Origin of the sequence: Hymenobacter lapidarius, from assembly GCF_001816145.1 — a bacterium.
Lineage (GTDB): Bacteria > Bacteroidota > Bacteroidia > Cytophagales > Hymenobacteraceae > Hymenobacter > Hymenobacter lapidarius.
Genome location: NZ_MDZB01000040.1, coordinates 1 through 773, shown reverse-complemented (window position 1 = coordinate 773; position 773 = coordinate 1). Strand labels below are relative to the sequence as shown.

The following is a 773-nucleotide window of genomic DNA, read 5'->3' as shown; positions in this document are numbered from 1 at the left end:
GGCAGCTCTCCACGGTGAGGGTGCCGCCGTGGCCCTTGGTCACGATGTCGTGGCTCAGCGACAGGCCCAGGCCCGTGCCCGCGCCCGCGGGCTTGGTGGTGAAAAAGGGCTGGAACACCTGCGCCCTGACGGCCTCGGCCATGCCCGGGCCGTTGTCGCGCACCCGGATTTCCACCCCCTGGCCCGGCGCCCGGCGCGTGCTCACGGCCACCGCGGGCTCGTACGGTTCGTCCGAGGCGCCCCCCCCCCCGCTACGGCCAGGGCGGCTTCCTGCCGCTGGCGCTCGCGCACGGCGTACAGGGCGTTGGCGCACAGGTTGAGCAGCACCCGCCCCAGGTCGGGGGCCACCACGGCCACGGGGCCAGCTGGGGGTCGAAGTCCGTGGCCAGGCTCGCCCGGAAGGCCCGGTCCTGCACCCGCAGCCCCTGGTAGGCCAGGGCCAGCGACTCGCCGGCCAGCGCGTTGAGGTCCGTGGCCCGGCGCGGCCCCGTCCCCGAGCGCGAGTGGGCCAGCATGTCGGTGATGATGGCCGAGGCCCGCTGCCCGTGCTGGCTGATTTGCTGCAGGTTCTGCTTCAGCCCCGCCAGAATCTCCCCCTGCAGCCCCGACCCCGTCCCGTTCGCTCCGCCCCCGGGCGCCCCGCCCATGTCGGCCACCAGCTCGGTGCTCACCTCGGCGAAGTTCTTCATGAAGTTGAGCGGGTTCTGCAGCTCGTGGGCGATGCCCGCCGTCAGCTCCCCCAAAAACGCCATCTTCTCCGCCTGTACCAGTTG

General features: G+C 73.1%; 2 protein-coding genes. Both read right to left on the bottom strand.

Features of this window, described 5'->3' with window-relative positions:
- Positions 1–205 (bottom strand): sensor histidine kinase (locus BEN47_RS21915; RefSeq protein ID WP_239691474.1); only part of this gene is annotated, 205 nt, incomplete at its 3' end.
- Between the two features lie 46 nt (positions 206–251).
- A partial coding sequence (locus BEN47_RS20725) for a sensor histidine kinase (RefSeq protein WP_317039444.1) occupies positions 252–773 on the bottom strand: 522 nt, incomplete at its 5' end.